The following is a 7,033-nucleotide window of genomic DNA, read 5'->3' as shown; positions in this document are numbered from 1 at the left end:
TGGTTTTGGGCGAGGAAGGCCGGTATGAGGCCACTCTCAACCTCGACGTGGGAACCGGGGAAGGACTGTGTGCGGCGTTGGATCCGTTATGCCGGCCGGTCCCGCTCCCGGATGGGTCACCGGACCCGCGGCCGATCGACAAACGTCGTGGTGATGCGGTCGCGCAGATCCTGCGCACCTATCTGTCGCAGTCGACGCGACCGATGTCCGGTGGGGTGCTACCGCACGTCACGTTAATCCGGCCATCCCCGGCGGTGGTGGGTGGTGATGAGGCGGTGGACCGGCGTGGTGTGGGCGGCGAAGAGGCGGTGGACCGGCTCGGGTTCGGTGGCCCGGTCAGCGCCGCGACCGCCGACCTGATCGCCTGCGACTCGACATTGACCAATGTGATCGTCGACTACACCGGGGTGCCACTGGACGTCGGGCGCGCCGAGCGACTGTTCACGCCCGCGATCCGCAAAGCACTAGGCGTGCGTGACGGCGGCTGTGCGCACCCAGGGTGCGGGCGGCCGGTGTCCTGGTGCGACGCCCACCACATCCAACCCTGGAGCCACGGCGGGACAACGAGTCTGGACAACGGTGTGTTGTTGTGCCGGCTGCACCACTCCCTGATCCACCATGGCGGGTGGACGGTGTACCTCGGCCGCGACCGCTACCCCTGGTTCATCCCACCGCACAAGCCAGGCGAGCCCGAACCGCAGCATCTGCGCTCGCACGCTCGCCGCTTCATGACCGACCTACCGGCCGCCGCATAGTCAGCCGGGCCGGTCCGGGGCCGGTAGTGGTTGCTGTGAGTTCGGGTCAGCCATGGCCGCGACACAGCAACGGCGATAAGAACATTCACGCAGATCTCAACGCAGCACCTTGACAACTACACAGTGAAACAAGGGGCGTCGAGCGTCCCGAGTTGCTGTACGCGGATTATCCTGCCGGACAGCCCGACTATCCGACGGGATCAGCGACTCGGGACGCGCGGTGGCCGGCGGCGCACCAGCACCGACTGTTGGATCGCGCCGACCGCTCCGTGCTGGTCGAACAGCGTGCCCAGGGTCGTGCCGATCCCGTCGGGCCCGTAGTTGGTCTCGGCCCGCACACCTATCCAGTCCCCGTCGGGAACGCGGTGGATGTGCACCACCAGATCGGTGTTCAGGAACGTCCACGCCCGGATGTCGAGTTTCGTGCCGATTCCGTTGGCGTCGTCGGCCACGGTGAACAGTCGCTGCAGCGGAGTCAGCGGCTCACCCCGGACCAGATCGACCATCGGGCGGATCCATGATTCACCCGGTCCCGCGGCCAACGGTGTTGTCAGCCAGCGCCAATCGACGCTGTGCACATAGTTGGGATCCCAGTCCTTGGCCATATCGCGGCTGCGGGCCTCGGCGAGGGGACGTAGCGGGGGTGTGGGCGCGTGCACGACGTCGCCGGTGTCCTGCTGTTGCAGTCGCCAGCCGCTGGCCCGGGCGACGGGGCGGGGCGCGCCATCGGGGCCGGGGGCCAGCAGTTCGGCGGAAATCAACTCGATCTGTGTGCCGGACCGTTCACGCGCGGCGCGCACCCACAGGTCGCCTTCGGCGGGCACCGGACCGAGCAGGTCGATCAGCACCCGGCTGAGCCTGGTGTCTGCGCGTTGCTCGTGGCGTTCCAGTGCGCGCACCAGCAGTGCCGACGGCGGGGCGCCATGCTGGATGGCGGCCGACCAGGTGCTGCGTACCAGATCGGTGGCGATGAACTTCTCGCCGGTCGGGTCGTCGGGATCGACATGTTCGTAATAACTGTCGGACATGAGTCGCTTTCAGGGGGCGGGAACGTCGACCATCACGGCGTCCAGGGTGGACAGCCGGGTGCGGGCCAGCCGTTCCGGGTAGGCGTCGGTGGACGACAACAGGAACAGGGTGCGGTCCTCGAGGCCGCCGAGTGCGCAGGCGATGGCGGTGCGACCGGCCATGTCGATCCGATCGGTGACGCCCGCGCCGGTGATCCGTTCGAAACCGTGCGCCAGCGTCATCGCGGTCCACACACCGCCCTCGGCGTCCACCGCCAGGCCGTCGGGTGGACCGGACAGGCCGTCGGCGAAGATCCGCCGGTTCTGCAGGCCACCGTCGTCGTCGATGTCGAAAGCGGTCAGCCGGCGGGCCGTCGACTCGGCGACGACGAAGGTGCCATCGGGAGTGATCACCATGCCATTGGGAAAGCTGAGATCCGCGGCGACCACGCACGCCGTGCCGTCCGGGTCGAGGCGGATGATGACGCCGCCGTCTCGCGCCTGCGATCCGACATAGGCGCGGCCGCGACCGTCGACGGTCATGTCGCCCAGGGGTGCGGGCGCGAGATCGGTGAGATCAGCCAGCGTGCAGACGGTTTCACCATCGTAGGCCAATATCTGATGGCGCTCGGTGGACACGATCAGCAGCGTGCCGTCGGGCCGGAAGCCCAACCCCGACGGCGCATGACCATCCAGGCGCAGGGTCGACATCTCGCCGTGCAACGTCACGGTGTGGACTGCCGCTCCGAGCATGTCGGAGAACCACACCAGGCCCTCGAACCACCGGGCGCCCTCGCCGAAGCAGAACCCGTTGGCCAACGGCTGGACTGTCATGGCGCCACGATAACCCATATGGACGCCGTACCTTTACAAAACAAGTCCAAAATGTCACGCTCGCTGAGTGCGTAAATATCACCGCCACACCCTGCTGTACCTCCACGAGACGATCGCACTGGGCAGCGGCGGCAGCGATGAGTTCACCGAGCGGTTCACCGGCGTCTACCAGCCGATGATGACAGAACTCGGCGCCCGACTGTTCTCGATCTGGGAAACCACGCCTTACAACGGCAATTGGCCGCAGGTGACCATCATCTGGGAGATCGACGGTTTCGCCGACTACGCCCGGATCGGCAAGGCGCAGGCCCGCGGTGGCAGTCACGCCGGCCCGGCCATGGACTGGGCGAGCTTCCTCGCTGCGATCGGGGCGCACGGCGAGGGTCGCATCATGTACGCCGCACCGCAGAACCGCACGCTGGCCGAACTCCAGGCCCAGGACGTCAGGGCCGAGCTGGTGATCCAGGAGATCATGCAGACCAAACCGGGCCGCCAGGACGACTACATCCGCGAACTGGAGCGGCTCTACGTGCCCTGGTCGGAGAGCACCGGCAAGCGCTGGCTGGGATCGTTCACCACCACCTTCCGCTTCAACGAGGTGATCCACTACTGGGCGCTCGATGGTGGCTGGGACTGCTTCGAGAACCACTACCCGTCCTGGAAGGACAGCCCGCCGGCCGAGATCGTCACCTGGATGAGCGTTGCGCCCGCCCTGCGCGACGGCTGGGAGGATTCGATCCTGGCCGCACTGCCGCCCTCGCCACTGCAATGAGAACCGCCGTGCCGCAGTCGTTCTCCTACGATCCGTTCGCGCCAGAAGTGATGGCTGACCCGCTGCCGTACTACCGGGTGTTGCGCGACGAACATCCCGTCTATTACCTGCCCGCCTGGGACACCTACGCACTGTCACGGTTCGACGACATCTGGGAGGTGCTGGGGGTGGCCGACGGCACCTTCGTCGCCTCCGAGGGCACCCTGCCGGCCGCCACCGTGCTCGAGCGCCACAACGCCGGCCCGGTCGACGACCCGCCCCTGCATCCGATGCCGTTCCACGCCAACTTCGACTCACCGCTGTATGAGAACGTGCGGCGTTGCACCTCGGCACAGTTCCGGCCGCGCTCGGCCGCCAAGCTCGCCGACCGGATCCGGACTCTGGCCAACGAGCGACTCGACGAGCTGCTGCCGCTGGGCACCTTCGACCTCACCCAGGACTACGGCGGCCACGTGGCGGCCGCCATGGTCTGCGAATTCGTCGGTCTGCCGGTCGAACTCGCACCCGAGGTGCTGGCCTCGGTGAACGCGGGCAGCCTCGCACAACCGGGTGAGGGAGTGGAGGTGGCCAACGCCCGGCCCGGCTACCTGAGCTACCTGACACCGATCATCGAACGCCGCCGTGCCGCCGGGGCCGACGGCAGCTGCCCGATCGCGGACGGTCTGATCAACTTCGAGCTTCCGGACGGTTCGGGATTCACCGACATGGAGGCCGCCATCCAGATGCTCGGCGTCTTCATCGGTGGCACCGAGACAGTCCCCAAGGTCACCGCCGCCGGGTTGTGGCAGCTGTGCGAACACCCCGACCAGCTCGACACCGTGCGCTCCGATCTGGACAACCACGTGCCGGTAGCGTGTGAGGAGATCCTGCGCTACACCGCACCGGCGCAGTGGTTCGCGCGAACGGTACGGCGGCCGTACACGATTCGCGGCACCACCATCGCACCCGGCCAGCGGATCATCACCCTGCTGGCCTCGGCCGCCCGTGACGAGCGCGAGTATCCCGACCCGGACCGCTTCATCTGGAATCGCCCCATCGACCGTCTGCTGTCCTTCGGCCACGGCCAGCATTTCTGTCTGGGTGTGCACGTCGCGCGACTGGAGGTCACCATCATGATCCAGGAGTGGTTCAAACGCGTCGCTGACTACCGCATCGTGGCTGAACGCGCCTCCCGGCCACCGTCGAGTTTCCAGTGGGGCTGGAACAGCGTCCCGGTGCAGGTGCAGGTCCGCTGATGTGGGGCTACCGACTGAGCGCGCCGTACACCTTCGAACGGATCGACCGCGAACCACCCGATCCGGCGGCGCTGAGCGACGGCCAGGTACTGCTGCACTTCCTGGCCGCCGGCATCTGCGGTAGTGACGTACCGGGATTCCGTGGCACCCAAGGGCGCCTGCCCGGTGACACCGGCCGCCAGGCCGCCGGCATGCCGGGGTTTCCCATCCACGAGATCGTCGGCGAGGTGGCCGCCAGCGCGCACCCGGCGCACACGGTGGGGGACCGGGTGGTCGGCTGGGCCTCCGGCTTCGACGGGCTGCAGGCCCAGGTGGTCGCCGACGGCGACGGATTGGCCCGCTACGCCGACGATCTGACGCCGGACCGGGCGGTCGGTCTGCAACCGCTGGCCTGCGTCCTGTACACCGTCGAGCAACTCGGCGACCTGACCGGCAAGCGGGTCGCGGTGATCGGTCAGGGCTCCATCGGCCTGTTGTTCAGCCATGTGGCCAAGGCTGCCGGCGCCGCGCATGTGACGGGCATCGACCCCGTCGACCGCGCCACCCTGGGGCCGCTGTTCGGCGTCGACGAGGCGGTGCGCGCCACCAGCGACCGGTGGATCGGGCATCTGCCGGCGGACGAGAAGTTCGACATCGTCATCGAGGCCGTCGGCCATCAGGTCGCCACCCTCGGCCACGCCATCGACGCCGCGGCATTCGGGGGCACGGTGTTCTATTTCGGCGTCGCCGATGATGACATCTACCCGATCAGCATCCGGACCATGCTGCGCAACAACCTGACCCTGAAATCCGGCGTTACCGGGCAGCGGCGCCGGATGCTGGCGGCCGCAGGTGACTTCGTGCGCCGCCATCCGGAACTGCCGAACACCTACCTGACCCACACCTTCGCCATCGACGATGCGCAGGCGGCCTTCGAGCTGGCCTGCCGTCCCGATCCCACCCGCGTCAAGATTGCGATCGGCGCATGACCAGACTGCAGGATGTCCTGGCCGACAAGGACCGGATCTGGGGTGGCTGGGTGGTCGGGCCCACCATCATCGGCCCCGAGGAGTTCGCTGCCGCCGGCTACGACTACGTCGGATTCGACGTTCAGCACGGCTATCTCGGCGATGCCGAGGTGGCACTGCTGCTGCGCCGCCTGGAGCATGTGCCCATCGGCACCGTGGTCCGGCTGCCGTCGGCCGATCCCGCGCCCATCGGCCGGGTGCTCGACGCCGGGGCCGACGCGGTCGTCATCGCCATGGTGGAAACGGCCGAGCAAGCCGCATCGGCTGTTGCCGCCACCCGCTACGCCCCGGCCGGGGTGCGCAGCTTCGGGCCATTGCGGACCACGCTCGGCCGCGACATCGCCGCGCTGGAGGCCGCGGCGAGCGTCTACGTGATGATCGAGACCGCGCGCGCAGTGGACGCCATGGACGAGATCTGCGCCGTGCCCGGACTGACCGGGATCTATGTCGGGCCGGCCGACCTCGCGATCTCGATGGGTCATCGGGTTACCGACGCGTTCACCCACCCTGATGTGCGCACGGCGATGGCCGAGATCCACGCGGTGGCCACCGGCGCCGGCCTGGTGACCGGCATCCACGCCGGCACGGGAAGCATCGGAAAAGACGTGGCGCAGATCGGGTTCCGGATGATCACCCTGGCCTCGGAATCGCAGGCCCTACGCCGAGGTGCCGTCGCCCACCTCGACGAGGCGGCCGGCCGGTGACCGCGCGACCGGTGGCGCTGGTGACCGGCGCGGCACGCGGACAGGGTGCGGCCATCGTCGCGCGGCTGTGCGCCGACGGCTACCGGGTCGCAGCCTGCGACCTGCCCGACAGTGATCTGCGCACCGGCACAGCCGAATACGGCGATGATGTGCTCGCGGTCGAACTCGACGTCACCTCCGAGCAACAGTGGTCGGCGGCCGTCGCCGCCACCGTCGCCCACTTCGGTGGGCTGAGCACCCTGGTGAACAACGCCGGTGTGCTGCACCGCGCCGCCGTCGGCGCCGAGACCGTCGCAGGCTTCGAGAACAGTTGGCGGGTCAACTGCCTGGGCCCGTTCCTGGGCATCCGGGCCGCGCTGCCGCAGCTACGCGCCGCGGATGCGGCCGCGATCGTGAACACCTGCAGCACCAGCGCCATCCGGCCGTTCCCGAACCACGCCGCCTATGGTTCCTCGAAGTGGGCGCTGCGCGGTCTCACCCAGTCCGTCGCCGTCGAGTTGCTCCCCGACGGGATCCGGGTCAATGCGGTCTTCCCGGGTCCCATCGCGACCCCCATGCTCGACGAACGCACGCAGGCCCGGCTCGGGGAATCGGGCAGGCTGGGCACCCCGGTCGAGGTCGCCGACGCCGTCGCGTTCCTGGTCTCGCCGAACGCCTCGTTCATCACCGGGTCGGAGCTGGTGGTCGACGGCGGCCAGATTCTCAAGATCGGATGACCG

At 68.4% G+C, this 7,033-nt stretch carries 8 protein-coding genes; 6 read left to right on the top strand and 2 right to left on the bottom strand.

The annotated features are described in order from the left end of the window. Window positions 1-755 (top strand): HNH endonuclease signature motif containing protein (locus tag BST17_RS25520; protein ID WP_133053596.1); only part of this gene is annotated, 755 nt, incomplete at its 5' end. A gap of 200 nt (window positions 756-955) precedes the next feature. On the opposite strand, the gene BST17_RS25515 is transcribed toward BST17_RS25520, so the two are convergent. Continuing rightward, a complete protein-coding gene (locus BST17_RS25515; protein WP_083061702.1) occupies window positions 956-1,783 on the bottom strand; it encodes a thioesterase family protein in 828 nt (275 codons plus the stop codon). Window positions 1,784-1,792: 9 nt separating this feature from the next. After that, on the bottom strand, window positions 1,793-2,596 hold the full coding sequence (locus BST17_RS25510; protein WP_083061708.1) for an SMP-30/gluconolactonase/LRE family protein: 804 nt from the start codon (window positions 2,594-2,596) through the stop codon (window positions 1,793-1,795). A gap of 67 nt (window positions 2,597-2,663) precedes the next feature. Between BST17_RS25510 and BST17_RS25505 the strand changes: the two genes are divergently transcribed. From BST17_RS25505 to BST17_RS25485, 5 genes are read left to right on the top strand one after another with little or no spacing between them, the layout of a single operon-like run. After that, window positions 2,664-3,368 carry an NIPSNAP family protein gene (locus BST17_RS25505; protein ID WP_083061701.1) on the top strand — a complete coding sequence of 235 codons (705 nt, stop codon included), beginning with the start codon at window positions 2,664-2,666 and terminating at the stop codon, window positions 3,366-3,368. After that, the gene (locus BST17_RS25500; RefSeq protein ID WP_083061700.1) at window positions 3,365-4,603 is read left to right on the top strand and encodes a cytochrome P450; all 1,239 of its coding nucleotides are present in this window, start codon (window positions 3,365-3,367) and stop codon (window positions 4,601-4,603) included. Before BST17_RS25505 ends, BST17_RS25500 begins: the two co-directional genes overlap by 4 nt. After that, window positions 4,603-5,571, top strand: coding sequence for a zinc-binding dehydrogenase (locus BST17_RS25495; RefSeq protein WP_083061707.1), 969 nt, complete (start codon window positions 4,603-4,605; stop codon window positions 5,569-5,571). Before BST17_RS25500 ends, BST17_RS25495 begins: the two co-directional genes overlap by 1 nt. After that, window positions 5,568-6,314: an HpcH/HpaI aldolase family protein gene (locus BST17_RS25490; RefSeq protein WP_083061699.1), complete on the top strand. Its 747-nt coding sequence runs from the start codon at window positions 5,568-5,570 to the stop codon at window positions 6,312-6,314. Before BST17_RS25495 ends, BST17_RS25490 begins: the two co-directional genes overlap by 4 nt. After that, the gene (locus BST17_RS25485) at window positions 6,311-7,030 is read left to right on the top strand and encodes an SDR family NAD(P)-dependent oxidoreductase (RefSeq protein ID WP_083061698.1); all 720 of its coding nucleotides are present in this window, start codon (window positions 6,311-6,313) and stop codon (window positions 7,028-7,030) included. The genes BST17_RS25490 and BST17_RS25485 overlap by 4 nt, the downstream gene beginning before the upstream one ends. Window positions 7,031-7,033 lie beyond the last annotated feature (3 nt).

It is taken from the genome of Mycolicibacterium bacteremicum (genome assembly GCF_002086115.1).
GTDB lineage: Bacteria > Actinomycetota > Actinomycetes > Mycobacteriales > Mycobacteriaceae > Mycobacterium > Mycobacterium bacteremicum.
The sequence above is the reverse complement of the archived record's forward strand: the minus strand, read 5'-3'. Positions and strand labels throughout refer to the sequence as shown.